Origin of the sequence: Klebsiella sp. MISC125 (assembly GCF_051131775.1) — a bacterium.
Taxonomy (GTDB): Bacteria; Pseudomonadota; Gammaproteobacteria; order Enterobacterales; family Enterobacteriaceae; genus Klebsiella.
In genome coordinates, this window is sequence record NZ_CP180448.1 from 1248828 (window position 1) to 1263105 (window position 14278).

The following is a 14278-nucleotide window of genomic DNA, read 5'->3' on the forward strand; positions in this document are numbered from 1 at the left end:
AGTATGCTTGCCACGACCGATCTCTGGTTTCGCTATCAGGATGAGCCGGTGCTGAAGGGGCTGACGCTGGATTTTTCTCACCACTCCGTGACCGGGTTGGTGGGGGCAAACGGCTGCGGAAAATCCACGCTTTTTATGAACCTGAGCGGCCTGCTGCGCCCGCAAAAAGGGGCGGTGTTGTGGCAAGGGAAGCCGCTGGATTACGGCAAGCGCGGCCTGCTGGCGCTGCGTCAACAGGTGGCGACCGTATTTCAGGATCCGGATCAGCAGATCTTTTATACCGATATCGACAGTGATATCGCCTTTAGCCTGCGTAACCTGGGCGTCGCGGAAGATGAAATCGCTCGTCGGGTGGACGATGCGCTGACCCTGGTTGATGCGCAGTCTTTTCGCCAGCAGCCGATTCAGTGCCTGAGCCACGGGCAGAAAAAGCGCGTGGCGATTGCCGGAGCGCTGGTGCTGCAGGCACGCTATTTACTGCTTGATGAACCCACGGCGGGCCTCGATCCCTCCGGGCGCGCGCAGATGATCGACATCATTAAGCGCATTGTCGATCAAGGCAACCACGTGGTGATCTCCAGCCACGATATCGATCTGATTTATGAAGTCAGCGATGCGGTTTACGTTTTGCGCCGTGGCGAAGTGCTGGCGCACGGTGAACCCGGCGAGGTATTTTCCCGCAGCGAGTTAATGACGCAAGCTGGACTCGCCCAACCGTGGCTGGTGAAGCTGCATGCGCAGCTCGGGCTGCCGTTGTGCAAAACCGAAGACGAGTTTTTTGAGCGGATGCGAAATCATGCAATGAAGGAGGCGTCATGACGCTGGCAATTATGTTACAGGGTACCGCTTCTGACGTCGGTAAAAGCGTGCTGGTGGCGGGGCTGTGCCGTATTTTTTATCAGGACGGGCAGCGTACCGCGCCGTTTAAATCGCAGAATATGGCACTCAATTCCGGTATCACGCCGGATGGCAAAGAGATGGGGCGTGCGCAGATTTTCCAGGCTGAAGCAGCGGGCATTGCCCCGGATGTGCGTATGAACCCGGTGCTGCTCAAGCCGACCAGCGACCGCAAAGCCCAGGTGGTGGTGATGGGCAAGGTGGCGACCGATATGGACGCGGTGAGCTATCACGAATACAAGCCGCGACTGCGCGAGCAGATCCTTTCGGTCTATAACAGCCTGGCAGCCGAGCATGATGTGCTGGTGCTGGAAGGGGCGGGCAGCCCGGCGGAGATCAATCTGCGCGACCGCGACATCGTCAATATGGGCATGGCCGAAATGGCGCAGTGCCCGGTGATCCTCGTGGCGGATATCGACCGCGGTGGCGTCTTCGCCTCCATTTACGGCACCCTCGCACTGCTGCACGACCACGAACGCGCGCGGGTCAAAGGGGTGATCATTAACAAATTTCGCGGCGACGTGACGCTGCTTTACTCGGGTATCGAGCAGATAGAAGCGCTGACCAACGTCCCGGTGATCGGCGTGATGCCGTGGCTGGATGTTGATCTCGAAGACGAAGACGGCGTGGCGCTGCAAAAAGGCAAATACCTGCGCACCGACAAGCGTGATATTGAGATTGCCGTGGTCCAGGTACCGCATATTTCCAACTTTACCGACTTCAACGCGCTGGCGGCGCAGCCGGACGTTCGCGTGCGCTATGTTCGCCAGCCGCAGGAGCTGGCGGGGGTTGATATGGTGATCCTGCCGGGCAGCAAAAATACGCTCGGCGATCTGGCCTGGCTGCGCGAAAGCGGGATGGCGCACGCGGTGCTGCAGGCCCGGCGTCAGGGCGTGCCGGTGCTGGGGATTTGCGGCGGCTACCAGATGCTCGGCGAAACCATTATTGATGAGGTGGAATCGGGACTTGGCACCCAGCCCGGGCTAGGGTTGCTCAATACCGTGACCCACTTCGCACAGCGCAAAACCACCACTCAGGTCACGGCGACACTGGCTCCAGCGCTGCCGGAGTGGCTGGCGGCAACGGCAGGGCTTGCCGTACGCGGCTATGAAATTCATATGGGCGAGACCGAGCTGCACGACGGCTGCCGTTCACTGATGCAATTACATAAAAACGGGCTGAGCGTGGCGGACGGCGCGGTGAGCGACGATGGTCTGGCGTTTGGTACCTATCTTCACGGCTTGTTTGATAGCGATGAATTCACCCGCGCGCTGGTCAACGGCCTGCGCCAGCGTAAAGGTCTGGCGGCGCTCGATAGTGACTTCCAGTATGCGCAGTACAAATCCCAGCAGTTCGATCTACTGGCCGACGCGATGCGCCAGAATATTGATATCGAAAAAATCTACGCCATCATGCGCCAGCATCAGGAGCCCGTATGCTGACTTTAGTCACCGGCGGGGCGCGCAGCGGTAAAAGTCGTCACGCCGAAGCGCTGATCGCCAACTCGCCGCAGGTGCTGTACATCGCCACTTCGCAGATTTTTGATGATGAGATGGCGGCGCGGATCCAGCACCACCGCGACGGCAGGCCCGCGCACTGGCGCACGGCTGAGCGCTGGCAGCAGCTTGATGAGCTGATAACGCCGGATAACCATCCCGAAGAAGCGATCTTGTTGGAATGTATTACCACCATGGTCACCAATTTGCTGTTTGCGCTGGGCGGCGACAGTTCGCCGGACGGCTGGGATTACGCGGCGATGGAGCGGGCTATTGACGCCGAAATCGTCGTGCTGATTGCCGCCTGTCAGCGCTGTCCGGCTCACGTGGTGCTGGTAACCAACGAGGTGGGGATGGGGATCGTGCCGGAAAACCGTCTGGCCCGCCATTTCCGCGATATCGCCGGGCGGGTGAATCAGCGCCTTGCGGCGGCGGCGGACGAAGTCTGGCTGGTGGTGTCGGGCATCGGCGTAAAAATCAAATAAATCAGGCGCTCCGTACCGGGAGTTATTCTTCCTGCTGGCTCTGCCATGAGCCAGCCAACATGACGAGAATTTCAATGCAAAGCTTAACCTCTCTACTGGGCGCGATCCCTGCGCTTGATGAAAATGCGATGGCGCGCGCGCAACTCCATATTGATGGCCTACTTAAGCCGCCGGGAAGCCTTGGACGCCTTGAAGACCTGGCCGTTCAGCTCGCGGGAATGCCCGGTCTTGAAGGTGTGCCGCAGGTGAAAAAAAAGGCGCTGCTGGTGATGTGTGCCGACCACGGCGTTTGGGATGAAGGGGTGGCGATTTCGCCCAAAGTGGTGACTGCGATTCAGGCGGCGAATATGACGCTGGGCAAGACCGGCGTTTGCGTGCTGGCGGCGCAAGCAGGGGCGGAAATGCATGTGATTGACGTCGGGATTGATGCCGAGCTGATTCCTGGCGTTATCAATATGCGCGTGGCGCGTGGTTGCGGAAATATCGCCGTCGGCCCGGCAATGAGCCGTGGTCAGGCCGAAGAGCTGCTGTTGGAGGTGATTCGCTATACCCGTGGGCTGGCGGAAGATGGCGTCACGCTGTTTGGCGTTGGTGAGTTGGGGATGGCGAATACTACCCCGGCGGCGGCGATTGTCAGCGTTCTGACCGGTAGCGATGCGCAAGAGGTGGTGGGGATTGGCGCGAATTTACCGCTGACCAAAGTCGGTAACAAAGTGGAAGTGGTGCGTCGAGCTATCGCCGTTAACCAGCCTGACGCGAATGATGGTCTGGACGTGCTGGCGAAAGTAGGCGGTTTTGATTTATTGGGGATGGCGGGCGTGATGCTGGGCGCGGCTTCCTGTGGGTTGCCGGTACTGCTCGATGGCTTCCTGTCTTACGCGGCGGCGCTGGCAGCGTGTCGGATTGCGCCGGAAGTGAAACCCTACCTGATACCGTCGCACTATTCGGCAGAGAAGGGCGCACGCACGGCGCTGATGCACCTGGAGCTGGATCCGTATCTCAATATGGGTATGCGCCTGGGAGAAGGCAGCGGCGCGGCGCTGGCCATGCCAATTGTCGAAGCGGCCTGTGCGATGTACCACGATATGGGCATGCTGGCGGCGAGCAATATTGTGTTGCCAAAAGGCTGAGGAGATTTGCGGGGGACGGTGCTAAGCCGTTCCCGTGAAAGGTCTGGGATTTGCGGAACGCAGAAACAAAAAAACACCCTTGAGGGTGTTTATGATGTTGGTTGCGGGGGCCGGATTTGAACCGACGACCTTCGGGTTATGAGCCCGACGAGCTACCAGGCTGCTCCACCCCGCGTCCGTCTTTACTCTTCATCGAGTAAACTTGCATCAGATTTTAATTGGTTGCGGGGGCCGGATTTGAACCGACGACCTTCGGGTTATGAGCCCGACGAGCTACCAGGCTGCTCCACCCCGCGTCCGTCATTACTCTTCCATCGAGTAACGTTACTTCTCTGATTTTAATTGGTTGCGGGGGCCAGATTTGAACTGACGACCTTCGGGTTATGAGCCCGACGAGCTACCAGGCTGCTCCACCCCGCGTCCGTGGAAGCGCACTATACTCTGCTAACGTTTTGATGCAACCCTTTTTGATAGAAATCGTCAATTTTGTAAGAATTGATGCATATGGAAGCATTGTTAGTCTGTTTTTTGCGCAAAACTGTCTTTGCCGTGCCTAAGCGCATTTCATTAGCCCTGGGGGTTTGTTATCTTCATCACGCACCCGGGCTTAGTTGCATAAAGAAGAGATACCATGAAAGGACGTTGGGCAAAATACGCAGTAACAGGGGCAATGCTGGCAATGCTGGCCGCCTGTTCCTCAAAACCGACCGATCGCGGTCAGCAGTATAATGAAGGCAAACTCACCCAGCCGTTTTCATTGGTTAACCAACCTGATGCGGTCGGCTCACCGATTAACGCTGGTGACTTCTCCGAGCAGGTGAGCAAAATCCGTAGCGCCTCGCCGCGCCTCTATAATAGTCAGAGCAACGTCTACAACGCGTTGCAGGATTGGCTGCGCTCCGGCGGTGATACCCGCACGCTGAGCCAGTTTGGTATCGATGCCTGGCAGATGCAGGGGACGGACAACTACGGTAACGTCCAGTTTACTGGCTACTACACGCCGGTGGTGCAGGCGCGCCATACTCGCCAGGGCGAGTTCCAGTATCCGATTTACCGTATGCCGCCCAAGCGCGGTAAGCTGCCGTCCCGCGCCAGCATTTACGCGGGCGCTCTGAGCGACAACTACATCCTCGCCTACAGCAACTCGCTTATGGACAACTTTATAATGGACGTGCAGGGCAGCGGCTATATTGATTTTGGCGACGGCTCGCCGCTGAACTTCTTTAGCTATGCCGGGAAAAACGGCTGGTCCTATTACAGCATCGGGAAGGTGCTTATCGATCGCGGCGAAGTGAAGCGTGAAGATATGTCGATGCAGGCGATCCGCGAATGGGGTGAAAAGCACAGCGAGGCGGAAGTTCGTGAACTGCTGGAGCAGAACCCGTCGTTCGTCTTCTTTAAGCCGCAGTCTTTCGCACCGGTGAAAGGCGCCAGCGCGGTGCCGTTGATTGGTCGTGCATCGGTGGCCTCCGACCGTTCGATTATTCCTGCGGGAACCACGCTGCTGGCGGAAGTGCCGCTACTGGATAATAACGGTAAGTTTAACGGCCAGTACGAGCTACGCTTAATGGTTGCTCTGGACGTTGGCGGTGCGATTAAGGGTCAGCACTTTGATATTTACCAGGGCATTGGCGCAGATGCCGGGCATCGTGCCGGTTGGTATAACCACTATGGTCGCGTATGGGTGCTGAAAAACGCGCCGGGCGCTGGCAACGTCTTTAGCGGTTAACGCGCACCTGGTCGATATTTTGTAGCCCGGGTAAGGCGCTTGCGCCGCGACCCGGGAATGCCCACTAATTCTGAGGTTTTATGTCTGTTGTAATCAGCGATGCCTGGCGTCAGCGTTTTGGCGGTACGGCGCGTTTATATGGTGAAAAAGCGCTGCAGTGTTTTGCCGATGCGCATGTCTGTGTGGTCGGCATCGGCGGTGTGGGTTCCTGGGCGGCGGAAGCGCTGGCGAGAACCGGGATTGGCGCGATTACCCTTATCGATATGGATGATGTCTGCGTGACCAACACTAACCGCCAGGTTCATGCGCTCGACGGTAACGTCGGTCTGGCGAAAGCGGAAGTGATGGCGGAACGCATTCGTCTGATCAACCCCGAGTGTCGGGTGACGGTGGTGGACGATTTTGTCACCCCGGAAAACGTCGCGGAGTATCTCGGCGTCGGCTTTAGCTACGTGATTGACGCCATCGACAGCGTGCGCCCGAAAGCGGCGTTGATCGCTTACTGCCGCCGCAATAAGGTGCCGCTGGTGACTACCGGTGGCGCGGGAGGGCAAATCGACCCAACGCAAATTCAGGTCGCCGATCTGGCTAAAACCATCCAGGACCCGCTTGCAGCCAAGCTGCGCGAGCGGCTAAAAAGCCAGTTTGGGGTGGTGAAGAACAGTAAAGGTAAACTGGGCATTGATTGCGTCTTTTCCACCGAAGCGCTGGTGTATCCGCAGGCAGACGGCAGCGTGTGCGCGATGAAAAGCACCGCCGAGGGTCCAAAACGGATGGATTGCGCATCCGGATTTGGCGCGGCAACGATGGTGACCGCGACCTTTGGTTTTGTCGCCGTGTCCCATGCATTGAAGAAAATGCTGGCGAAGGCGGCGCGGCTGACGGCGTAAATTCCCGGAGGCGGTGCTGCGCACCTGTCCGGGCTACAAAACCATAAGGGAGATTAACTCTCGCGGGCGGCGGTGAGAACCGCCTCGCTCAGCGCATTCAGCCCCTGGCTGCGCGAGGCGCTGAGCTGACCGCGTAGTCCCAGCTCATCAAACAGCGTCAGCGGGTCCCGTGCCAGCAGTTCCCCGGCGTTTTTCCCCTCAATGGCGGTTAATAACACCGCCAGCATGCCGCGCACAATGCGGCCTTCGCTATCGCCGTAGAAATGCAGTTTGCCCTCGGCATCAATGAAATAGCCCAGCCAGACGCGGTTTTCACACCCGGCAATCTCTTTGGCACGGGCTTTCAGATCGTCCGGCAGCGCCGGAAGCTGCTTACCGAGTAAAATCAGCTGGCGGTATTTATCCTCCCACTGGGTGAGTGGAGCGAAGGTCTGGCGCAAGACCTCTTCAGTAATGCGGGTACCAAAAGGGTGAGAAGTCGTCATCAATCCACCAGTATTTGCAGGGCGCGGTCAACGGCGTGCACCAGCGCATAAACATCGTCTTGCGTATTATAAGGCGCGAACGAGGCCCGCAGGGTACCGCTGACGCCGAGCGCCGCCAGCAGCGGCTGAGCACAGTGTTGACCGGCGCGCAGCGCGATGCCGGACTCCGCCAGTAGCGTGACCATGTCGCTATGGTGCACGCCGTCAAAATCAAACGCCAGCAGGCTGGAGTCCTGGCAGCGGAAGGAACGGAAGCCCGGACGCTTTGCCAGCTCCTCTTCCGCCAGCGTTGCCAGGCTGCGGCTCCAGTTTTCCGCCTGGGCAATATCGGTTTCTTCCAGCCATTCCAGCGCCGCGCTCAGGCCAATTACTCCGGCGATATTTGGCGTTCCTGCTTCGAAGCGGTAAGGCGCAGGCTGGGTTTTGAAGCCGTCGAAGGTGACTTCAGTAATCATTTTCCCGCCGCCGAGCCAGGGCGACATCTCAGCCAGCAGTTCGCTTTTGCCATACAGCGCGCCGACACCGGTTGGCCCGTAAAGCTTATGACCCGAGAAGGCATAAAAGTCGATATCTAGCGCCTGCACGTCCGCCGGGAAATGCACCGCGCCCTGTGCGCCATCCACCATCACTACCATATCGGCAGCATGGGCCAGACCAATCGCCAACGCCAGATCCGGACAGCCGCCGGTGACGTTGGACATCTGGCCGATAGCCAGCACCCGGCTGCGCGGCGTAATCAGGGAACTCAGTTGAGCCACATCCGGCAGGCGATTGGCCGCAAGCGGAAGCTTCACCACCCGGGCTCCGGTCTGCTCTGCGGCCATCAGCCACGGAACCAGATTGGCGTGATGCTCAGCTTCGCTGACGATAATTTCATCGCCCGGCTTCAGACGCGGACGGACGTAGCTCTGCGCCACCATATTGATGGCCTCAGTGGTGCCGCGCGTCCAGACAATATCTTTGCCGGAAGGGGCGTTAAGCAGCGCTGCCACGCGTTCGCGCGCGTCTTCATAGCGTTTGGTTAAGCGTTGGGCAGCGGCGAACTGGCTGCGATGGACGTTACCCGCGCTGAGCCGATAAAACTGGTCGCTGGCCTCGATCACCGCCAGCGGCTTAAGCGCCGTTGCTGCGCTATCAAGATAGACGCCAGCATCGGCCAGCGCCGGAAACTGGGCGCGAAATTGGACGGGGTTGAATGCGTTCATGAGCTCCTCATTTTGATTCGGCGATCGTCGCGCAAATCGGCTGGCGATACAAGGTTTCTGCTAACGAGTGGAATTTTCTGAATGTGACTTCGGTGGTGTAAAAGATGGTTATGCTAAATAGTGTTGGGTTTGCGTTTTAACCTGGTGATGAATGAATCATAAACAGTATAAATAGTCGTAAGGAGAGAAAGATGAAAATGAATAAGACTGCCGCCATTATTTCTGCCTGTGTGCTGACCTTCGGTCTGAGCGCCTGTTCTTCCAACTACGTGATGCACACTAATGACGGGCGCACCATTGTGACGGACGGGAAACCGCAAACGGACAATGATACCGGGATGATTTCCTACAAAGATGCCTGGGGCAATAAGCAGCAGATTAATCGCTCAGATGTAAAACAGTTGGGCGAACTGGATAAGTGATTGACATTTAGCAGGCAAAAAAAAGCACCGCGCATTGCGGTGCTACATTAAATCACTATGGACAGACAGGGTAAATGTACAGGAAGTGAAAAAGGGGTAGCTTAGCTACCATGGTCCGCACACACAGACCAATTGCAAACACAACAACACAACATCACAACCGTAAGCCAAAAGCTTGTTGGAACACGCATTCCAAAAAAAGCTCTTCGTTCCGGCTCAGGAAGTGCCGCCACTATAGGTATTTGCTGGTAGAACCTCAACGGACAAATTATAATGGCTCAGATAAAAAAAACTAATAGGTTAACTGTTGTTTCCTGTTTGTTAAATTGCCTTAACATCTAAGCCAGAATAACTATGTCAAAGCGTTTGCCACCTCTGAATGCATTACGTGTTTTTGATGCAGCCGCACGTCATCTTAGCTTCACTCGCGCCGCCGATGAGCTTTTTGTGACCCAGGCCGCAGTCAGCCACCAAATCAAGTCCCTGGAGGATTTCCTCGGCCTCAAGCTGTTCCGTCGACGCAATCGTTCTCTTCTTTTGACGGAAGAGGGACAGAGCTATTTTCAGGATATTAAAGATATTTTTTCCCAGCTCACCGAGGCGACTCGCAAGCTTCAGGCACGAAGTGCAAAAGGGGCGTTGACCGTCAGTATGCTGCCCAGTTTTGCCATACAGTGGCTGGTGCCGAGACTCACAAGCTTTAACTCAGCTTATCCGGGAATCGATGTCAGAATCCAGGCGGTAGACCGTCAGGAAGACAAGCTGGCGGATGATGTCGATGTGGCGATTTTTTATGGCCGCGGCAACTGGCCGGGGCTGCGCGTTGAAAAATTATACGCCGAATATCTGCTCCCGGTTTGCTCGCCATTGTTGCTTACCGGTGACAAAGCGTTGAAAACACCTGCCGATCTGGCGCAACATACGCTGTTACACGATGCTTCCCGTCGCGACTGGCAAACTTATACCCGCCAGTTGGGTCTAAACCATATTAATGTGCAACAGGGACCGATTTTTAGCCACAGCGCAATGGTGCTGCAGGCCGCAATCCATGGACAAGGTGTCGCTCTGGCCAACAACGTGATGGCGCAGTCCGAGATTGAGGCAGGCCGTTTGGTCTGCCCGTTTAATGATGTTCTGGTCAGCAAGAATGCGTTTTATCTCGTTTGTCATGACAGTCAGGCTGAACTGGGTAAAATAGCTGCCTTCCGCCAGTGGATTCTGGCAAAAGCGGCTAATGAACAAGAAAAATTTCGCTTTCGTTACGAACAATAAATCATTGTAGGGTAATCACATGACCAGCCGTTTTATGCTGATATTCGCCGCGATAAGCGGTTTTATCTTTGTGGCTCTGGGCGCTTTTGGTGCGCATGTTTTAAGTAAAACGATGGGCGTTGTGGAAATGGGCTGGATCCATACCGGCCTGCAATATCAGGCTTTCCACACGCTGGCAATTTTTGGTCTGGCGGTGGCGATGCAGCGCCGTATCAGCATCTGGTTTTACTGGAGCAGCGTGTTTATGGCGCTCGGTACCGTTCTTTTTAGCGGCAGCCTGTACTGTCTGGCGCTATCGCATTTACGCCTGTGGGCGTTCGTTACGCCGGTGGGAGGCGTCTGCTTCCTTGCCGGTTGGGTATTAATGTTAATTGGTGCAATTCGTCTGAAACGTAAGGGCGTTGTTCATGAATAAAGTTGTCCTCTATTGTCGCCCTGGGTTTGAGAAAGAGTGCGCAGCAGAAATTACCGATAAGGCTGGCCGCCTTGAGGTATTTGGTTTTGCCCGAGTCAAAGACGACTCCGGCTATGTAATTTTTGAGTGCTATCAGGCTGAAGACGGCGAAAAGCTGGTGCGTGAACTGCCGTTCAGTTCGCTGGTGTTTGCTCGTCAGATGTTTGTTGTCAGCGAGCTGCTGCGCGACCTGCCGCCGGAAGACAGGATCACTCCGATTGTCGGGATGCTGCAGGGCGTGGTCGAAAAAGGCGGCGATCTGCGCGTTGAGGTCGCTGATACCAACGAAAGCAAAGAGCTGATGAAGTTCTGCCGTAAGTTTACAGTACCGCTGCGTGCGGCGCTGCGCGAGGCGGGGGTGTTGACCAACTATGAAACGCCGAAACGCCCGGTGGTGCATGTGTTCTTTATCGCCCCCGGCTGCTGCTATACCGGCTATTCGTTGTCCAATAACAACTCGCCGTTCTATATGGGTATTCCGCGCCTTAAATTCCCGTCTGACGCGCCGAGCCGTTCAACCCTCAAGCTGGAAGAGGCGTTTCATACCTTTATTCCGGCAGATGAGTGGGATGAGCGTCTGGCGAACGGCATGTACGCGGTAGATCTCGGGGCTTGTCCCGGCGGCTGGACCTATCAGCTGGTGCAGCGCAACATGTGGGTCTCCTCGGTGGATAACGGCCCGATGGCGCAAAGCCTGATGGATACCGGGCAGGTGACCTGGCTGCGTGAAGATGGCTTCAAATATCGTCCGACGCGCAACAACATCTCATGGATGGTGTGCGATATGGTGGAAAAACCGGCGAAAGTGTCGGCGCTAATGGCGCAGTGGCTGGTGAATGGCTGGTGTCGTGAAACTATCTTTAACCTTAAGCTGCCGATGAAAAAACGCTATGAAGAGCTATCGCGCAACCTGGCTTATATTCAGGAGCAACTGGACGAGCACGGCATTAACGCGCAAATCCAGGCACGCCAGCTGTATCACGATCGCGAAGAAGTGACCGTTCACGTGCGCCGCCTGTGGGCTGCCGTCGGTGGTCGTCGCGACGAACGCTAGTTTTGTCGATTTTGCACGCCGGATAAAGCGTTAAGTCGCCATCCGGCGCTGCAAATAGCCGTTATGACTGCGATACATCAGAAACAATATGCGTCACATCATTCAGATGGCCGATCCGCGCCTCCCCCGAACGATTAAATTTGCTCTTATCAATCAGCAGTAACGATTGCGAAGCCCGCTTCAGCAGCAGCGATTTAAAATCGGCATTGACCGTATTCGAGTCCCAAAGCGCGCCGTCGCTATCGATGCCTTCACACGAAAAAATAAACAGGTCGATTTCCAGCGATTTGAGCTGCGAGATAAGCGACGAGCTGACGTAACAGCCATATTTGCGCTGGAGCGTACCGCCGGAGCAGGTGAGCTGAATATTTTCGCGCTTGCTCAATTCCTGGCAAATCGGCTGGCTATTGGTAAACACATGAAGGTCGATATCCGGCAGTTGACGGGCTAGATACCAGCAGGTTGAGCTGGCATCAAGGGCGATAACCATCCCTTCTTCTATCCACGCAAGGGCTTCACGCGCGATATCTGCCTTGTGGGCGTAATGGCTTTTAAGACGGATGTGAAAAGGGTCGCCGCTGTCCTGGTTTTCCCGATGAATCACTTTTGCCCGACCATGGTTGCGCAGCACTTTCCCCTGGGACTGGAGTTCGCTGAGGTCGCGACGAATGGTTTCCCGGCTGACGTTAAGCTGTAGCGATAAGACTTCGGTGGTCAGGCTGGTATGGTTCATGAGCAGGTCTAGAATCGCTTGCTGTCGTGCCGCTTTCATTTTTCTCACCCTGGCGTTCGATGAGCGCCCGCATTGGTCGGGCGCTGCGGCATGAGATTACGGCGTTACCCCTTTTTTTAAAAGAATATTCCCGTACTTGGCTCGCTCACCTGTGATAACGATCGCAAAGGCTTTTTGCGCCCGCTCGTAGAAGGCAAAGCGGTCGATGCGGGTGATATCCGGGCAGGGTGCAGAGCCTGAAAGCGCATCGCGATAGCGCGTTTCAACCTGCGGGTCGAGCGTATCGCCTTCTACCGCAGCCATCATCACCAGCGGCGGGGCGTAGCTGTCGAGTTCAAATAACGGAATAATGGCTTTCAACAGATCGCTAACTAACAGCCCGTCGGCGCGAATCACCTGCGGCCCCATGCTGTGCGCCGGGAAGTGGGCATCGGAAAAAATAATCTCATCCCCATGCCCCATTTCCGCCAGCACTTTCAGCAGTTCTGGGGAGATTAACGGTGAAATAGTCTTTAGCATCTCAAATTCCCTCAATCAGTTCGGGTTCGGTTTGCGGATAAAAATAACGGTATTCGTAGCTCACCTGCGCTCTGGCCCGTTCCGGGCTGGTAAATTCACCGACGCCGTACCAGCCGAACATTGCCGCTCCGGCCACGGTGGTTTCGGCATCATCCAGCACCTTAATCGGAATATCGAGCATATTGGCTTTGATCTGATTCCACAGCGCGTTACGGCTGCCGCCGCCGACCAGCAGCAGTTCGGTCGCTTTAAAGTGGCCAATTTTTTGTAGCGTTTGCAGGTTGCGCGCAAGCTGTTCCGTTAACCCTTCCAGCGCAGCGCGATAGAAATGACCGCGAGTGGTGTTGAGCGTCACGCCCTGCCACCCCGCGTTTTGGCAGGCGAGCAGGTCGCATTGCATCTTCACGCCTTCAGCACCCTCAGGAATAACTCGCGCCTCTTCAATCAGCGTCTGCCACGGCGTTTCCGACGTCCACAGCAGCTTGCGCACCCATTCGAGCACGCCGGAAGCCAGCCATTGCATGCCTGGATTATAGAGATCTACCTGGCTATCCAGCTCGCAGGTGGAGCCGGCGTAGTGGCTAAGCAGCGGCGTGTTGACCTGGGCGCTGCGCACCATCAGAATTTCCCAGGTGCCGGATGAGAGTACCGGTTCATCCTGCTCTGCGCCCGCGCCAAACAGCGCAAACTGCGTGTCGTGTCCGGCGGAGATAACCGGAATACCGGCGGGTAAGCCCAGTAAGTTCGCGGCATCAGATTGCAACGTGCCTATTTTCTCGCCCGCTTCGACCAGGCGGGGGAAGAGGCGGCGCGGCAGGCCGGTGGCTTGTAAGATTTCCGTGCTGAAATCCCGCTGGTGGATGTCCAGCATCTGGCTGGTGCCCGCCATCGTGATATCGGTGGTGAATTCCCCGGTCAGCCGGTGGTTGATGAGCGAGGAAATAAACAGCCAGGCGTGGGCCTGCTCCAGCAACTGCGGGTGGTTCTCTTTCAGCCATATCAGCTTGTACAAGGTGTTGAAGCTAAACGCGCCGACGCCGGAGATTTGCTGGAGCTGCTGCGGGGGCATAAAACGGCTGATACTTTCCATAACGGCCGCGGTGCGCGGGCATTTCCAGCTGATCACCGGATAGAGCAGCTCGCCGTGTTCATCAACCAGCGCGCCATCGACGCCGAAGGTGGTGACCGTGATGCCGCGAACCCGACAGGAGGACAGTTCGCTGCGAATCTGCCGACAGCACTGTGCGAAGCGTTGCACAATGGCCTCCAGCGACCACTGGTGCCAGGCGCTGTTCTCCACGGCAATATCGCTGGCGTTTGCGGTGGCGGCACGGGCAATAATTTTCCCTTGTCGGTCAACGGCAATCGCCCGTACGTTGGTGGCGCCGCAGTCGAGGACCAGGATGACGTCTTGTTTCATATATAACTCCATAAACGTCGCCGGATGGCGCTGCGCTTATCCGGCCTACGGTTCACGCGCCCGTAGGCCCGGTAAGCTTGCGCCACC

15 protein-coding genes and 3 tRNA genes are annotated in these 14278 nt (G+C 56.6%); 10 read left to right on the plus strand and 8 right to left on the minus strand.

Going from position 1 to position 14278, the window contains the following annotated elements; all coding sequences use genetic code 11:
• Positions 1-3 precede the first annotated feature (3 nt).
• From ACMYSL_RS05955 to cobT, 4 genes are all read left to right on the plus strand, one after another.
• Entirely contained in the window at positions 4-819 is an 816-nt protein-coding gene (locus ACMYSL_RS05955; protein WP_434661726.1) for an energy-coupling factor ABC transporter ATP-binding protein, read from the plus strand.
• Positions 816-2339 carry a cobyric acid synthase gene (locus ACMYSL_RS05960; protein ID WP_434661727.1) on the plus strand — a complete coding sequence of 508 codons (1524 nt, stop codon included), beginning with the start codon at positions 816-818 and terminating at the stop codon, positions 2337-2339. Before ACMYSL_RS05955 ends, ACMYSL_RS05960 begins: the two co-directional genes overlap by 4 nt.
• Positions 2333-2878, plus strand: coding sequence for a bifunctional adenosylcobinamide kinase/adenosylcobinamide-phosphate guanylyltransferase (gene cobU, locus ACMYSL_RS05965; protein WP_434661728.1), 546 nt, complete (start codon positions 2333-2335; stop codon positions 2876-2878). Before ACMYSL_RS05960 ends, cobU begins: the two co-directional genes overlap by 7 nt.
• Positions 2879-2952: 74 nt before the next feature.
• Positions 2953-4008, plus strand: coding sequence for a nicotinate-nucleotide--dimethylbenzimidazole phosphoribosyltransferase (gene cobT / locus ACMYSL_RS05970; protein WP_182234610.1), 1056 nt, complete (start codon positions 2953-2955; stop codon positions 4006-4008).
• Positions 4009-4106: 98 nt separating this feature from the next.
• On the opposite strand, the gene ACMYSL_RS05975 is transcribed toward cobT, so the two are convergent.
• The 3 genes from ACMYSL_RS05975 to ACMYSL_RS05985 all read right to left on the minus strand — a co-directional run bounded on the left by ACMYSL_RS05975 (position 4107) and on the right by ACMYSL_RS05985 (position 4428).
• Positions 4107-4183: transfer RNA gene (locus tag ACMYSL_RS05975), tRNA-Met, on the minus strand.
• Positions 4184-4227: 44 nt separating this feature from the next.
• Positions 4228-4304: transfer RNA gene (locus ACMYSL_RS05980), tRNA-Met, on the minus strand.
• A gap of 47 nt (positions 4305-4351) precedes the next feature.
• A tRNA-Met gene (locus ACMYSL_RS05985) sits at positions 4352-4428 on the minus strand.
• A gap of 211 nt (positions 4429-4639) precedes the next feature.
• On the opposite strand from ACMYSL_RS05985, the gene mltA reads away from it, so the two are divergent.
• Both mltA and tcdA read left to right on the plus strand, forming a co-directional pair.
• On the plus strand, positions 4640-5737 hold the full coding sequence (mltA, locus tag ACMYSL_RS05990; RefSeq protein WP_304253308.1) for a murein transglycosylase A: 1098 nt from the start codon (positions 4640-4642) through the stop codon (positions 5735-5737).
• 80 nt (positions 5738-5817) lie between these two features.
• Entirely contained in the window at positions 5818-6627 is an 810-nt protein-coding gene (tcdA, locus tag ACMYSL_RS05995; protein WP_434661729.1) for a tRNA cyclic N6-threonylcarbamoyladenosine(37) synthase TcdA, read from the plus strand.
• Positions 6628-6680: 53 nt separating this feature from the next.
• Here tcdA and csdE read toward each other — a convergent pair whose 3' ends face one another.
• Positions 6681-7112, minus strand: a complete 432-nt coding sequence (gene csdE, locus ACMYSL_RS06000) for a cysteine desulfurase sulfur acceptor subunit CsdE (RefSeq protein WP_434661730.1) — start codon at positions 7110-7112, stop codon at positions 6681-6683.
• A complete protein-coding gene (gene csdA / locus ACMYSL_RS06005) occupies positions 7112-8317 on the minus strand; it encodes a cysteine desulfurase CsdA (RefSeq protein WP_434661732.1) in 1206 nt (401 codons plus the stop codon). Before csdA ends, csdE begins: the two co-directional genes overlap by 1 nt.
• A gap of 197 nt (positions 8318-8514) precedes the next feature.
• Between csdA and ACMYSL_RS06010 the strand changes: the two genes are divergently transcribed.
• From ACMYSL_RS06010 to rlmM, 4 genes are all read left to right on the plus strand, one after another.
• Positions 8515-8739, plus strand: a complete 225-nt coding sequence (locus tag ACMYSL_RS06010) for a YgdI/YgdR family lipoprotein (RefSeq protein WP_014226620.1) — start codon at positions 8515-8517, stop codon at positions 8737-8739.
• Between the two features lie 354 nt (positions 8740-9093).
• Positions 9094-10011: a glycine cleavage system transcriptional regulator GcvA gene (gene gcvA / locus ACMYSL_RS06015; protein WP_181485065.1), complete on the plus strand. Its 918-nt coding sequence runs from the start codon at positions 9094-9096 to the stop codon at positions 10009-10011.
• A 19-nt stretch (positions 10012-10030) separates the two neighbouring features.
• Positions 10031-10426 carry a DUF423 domain-containing protein gene (locus ACMYSL_RS06020; protein WP_112213909.1) on the plus strand — a complete coding sequence of 132 codons (396 nt, stop codon included), beginning with the start codon at positions 10031-10033 and terminating at the stop codon, positions 10424-10426.
• Positions 10419-11519, plus strand: coding sequence for a 23S rRNA (cytidine(2498)-2'-O)-methyltransferase RlmM (rlmM, locus tag ACMYSL_RS06025; protein WP_110275899.1), 1101 nt, complete (start codon positions 10419-10421; stop codon positions 11517-11519). Before ACMYSL_RS06020 ends, rlmM begins: the two co-directional genes overlap by 8 nt.
• A 61-nt stretch (positions 11520-11580) precedes the next feature.
• Here the strand turns inward: rlmM and fucR are convergent, their stop codons facing one another.
• From fucR to fucK, 3 genes are read right to left on the minus strand one after another with little or no spacing between them, the layout of a single operon-like run.
• On the minus strand, positions 11581-12291 hold the full coding sequence (gene fucR, locus ACMYSL_RS06030) for an L-fucose operon activator (RefSeq protein ID WP_434661734.1): 711 nt from the start codon (positions 12289-12291) through the stop codon (positions 11581-11583).
• Positions 12292-12348: 57 nt separating this feature from the next.
• Positions 12349-12771 (minus strand): L-fucose mutarotase, encoded by a 423-nt coding sequence (gene fucU / locus ACMYSL_RS06035; protein WP_112213906.1) that lies wholly within the window; start codon positions 12769-12771, stop codon positions 12349-12351.
• Position 12772: 1 nt separating this feature from the next.
• The gene (gene fucK / locus ACMYSL_RS06040; RefSeq protein WP_434661737.1) at positions 12773-14191 is read right to left on the minus strand and encodes an L-fuculokinase; all 1419 of its coding nucleotides are present in this window, start codon (positions 14189-14191) and stop codon (positions 12773-12775) included.
• Positions 14192-14278 lie beyond the last annotated feature (87 nt).

What these genes read in the sequence shown, in the direction of transcription:
- fucU (WP_112213906.1), bottom strand. Translation starts at nt 12,771, where the DNA reads ATGCTAAAGACTATTTCACCGTTAATCTCCCCAGAACTGCTGAAAGTG.
- csdA (WP_434661732.1), bottom strand. Translation starts at nt 8,317, where the DNA reads ATGAACGCATTCAACCCCGTCCAATTTCGCGCCCAGTTTCCGGCGCTG.
- cobU (WP_434661728.1), top strand. Translation starts at nt 2,333, where the DNA reads ATGCTGACTTTAGTCACCGGCGGGGCGCGCAGCGGTAAAAGTCGTCAC.
- csdE (WP_434661730.1), bottom strand. Translation starts at nt 7,112, where the DNA reads ATGACGACTTCTCACCCTTTTGGTACCCGCATTACTGAAGAGGTCTTG.
- mltA (WP_304253308.1), top strand. Translation starts at nt 4,640, where the DNA reads ATGAAAGGACGTTGGGCAAAATACGCAGTAACAGGGGCAATGCTGGCA.
- cobT (WP_182234610.1), top strand. Translation starts at nt 2,953, where the DNA reads ATGCAAAGCTTAACCTCTCTACTGGGCGCGATCCCTGCGCTTGATGAA.
- fucR (WP_434661734.1), bottom strand. Translation starts at nt 12,291, where the DNA reads ATGAAAGCGGCACGACAGCAAGCGATTCTAGACCTGCTCATGAACCAT.
- ACMYSL_RS05960 (WP_434661727.1), top strand. Translation starts at nt 816, where the DNA reads ATGACGCTGGCAATTATGTTACAGGGTACCGCTTCTGACGTCGGTAAA.
- ACMYSL_RS05955 (WP_434661726.1), top strand. Translation starts at nt 4, where the DNA reads ATGCTTGCCACGACCGATCTCTGGTTTCGCTATCAGGATGAGCCGGTG.
- gcvA (WP_181485065.1), top strand. Translation starts at nt 9,094, where the DNA reads ATGTCAAAGCGTTTGCCACCTCTGAATGCATTACGTGTTTTTGATGCA.
- rlmM (WP_110275899.1), top strand. Translation starts at nt 10,419, where the DNA reads ATGAATAAAGTTGTCCTCTATTGTCGCCCTGGGTTTGAGAAAGAGTGC.
- ACMYSL_RS06010 (WP_014226620.1), top strand. Translation starts at nt 8,515, where the DNA reads ATGAATAAGACTGCCGCCATTATTTCTGCCTGTGTGCTGACCTTCGGT.
- tcdA (WP_434661729.1), top strand. Translation starts at nt 5,818, where the DNA reads ATGTCTGTTGTAATCAGCGATGCCTGGCGTCAGCGTTTTGGCGGTACG.
- ACMYSL_RS06020 (WP_112213909.1), top strand. Translation starts at nt 10,031, where the DNA reads ATGACCAGCCGTTTTATGCTGATATTCGCCGCGATAAGCGGTTTTATC.
- fucK (WP_434661737.1), bottom strand. Translation starts at nt 14,191, where the DNA reads ATGAAACAAGACGTCATCCTGGTCCTCGACTGCGGCGCCACCAACGTA.